This window comes from Acuticoccus kandeliae, assembly GCF_003073115.1.
Map to the genome: position 1 here is coordinate 1 of NZ_QBBV01000197.1, position 281 is coordinate 281.

At 47.0% G+C, this 281-nt stretch carries 1 protein-coding gene; it reads left to right on the plus strand.

Annotation, left to right across the window (positions count from 1 at the left end):
- Positions 1-281: cbb3-type cytochrome c oxidase subunit I (locus tag DBV35_RS29930; protein ID WP_205648975.1), on the plus strand; the 281-nt coding region annotated here is incomplete at both ends.

The window sequence follows — 281 nt, forward strand, 5'->3', positions numbered from 1 at the left end:
AAGCCGTTTTGGAAATTCATACAAGTTTTCTTAACACTTATGGTAGTCGTTCCATCGCTAATGACGGCGTTTGCGATGTTTGCGACATTTGAAGCATATGGACGATCGAAAGGAGCAACTGGGCTATTTGGCTGGCTTCGCAAACTGCCTTGGGGAGATGCACGCTTCTTCGCACCGTTTGTTGGAATGGTCTTCTTTATTCCTGCTGGCGCCGGCGGAATTATCAATGCTTCTCACCAAATGAACCAAGTAGTGCATAATACGATTTGGGTAACGGGGCG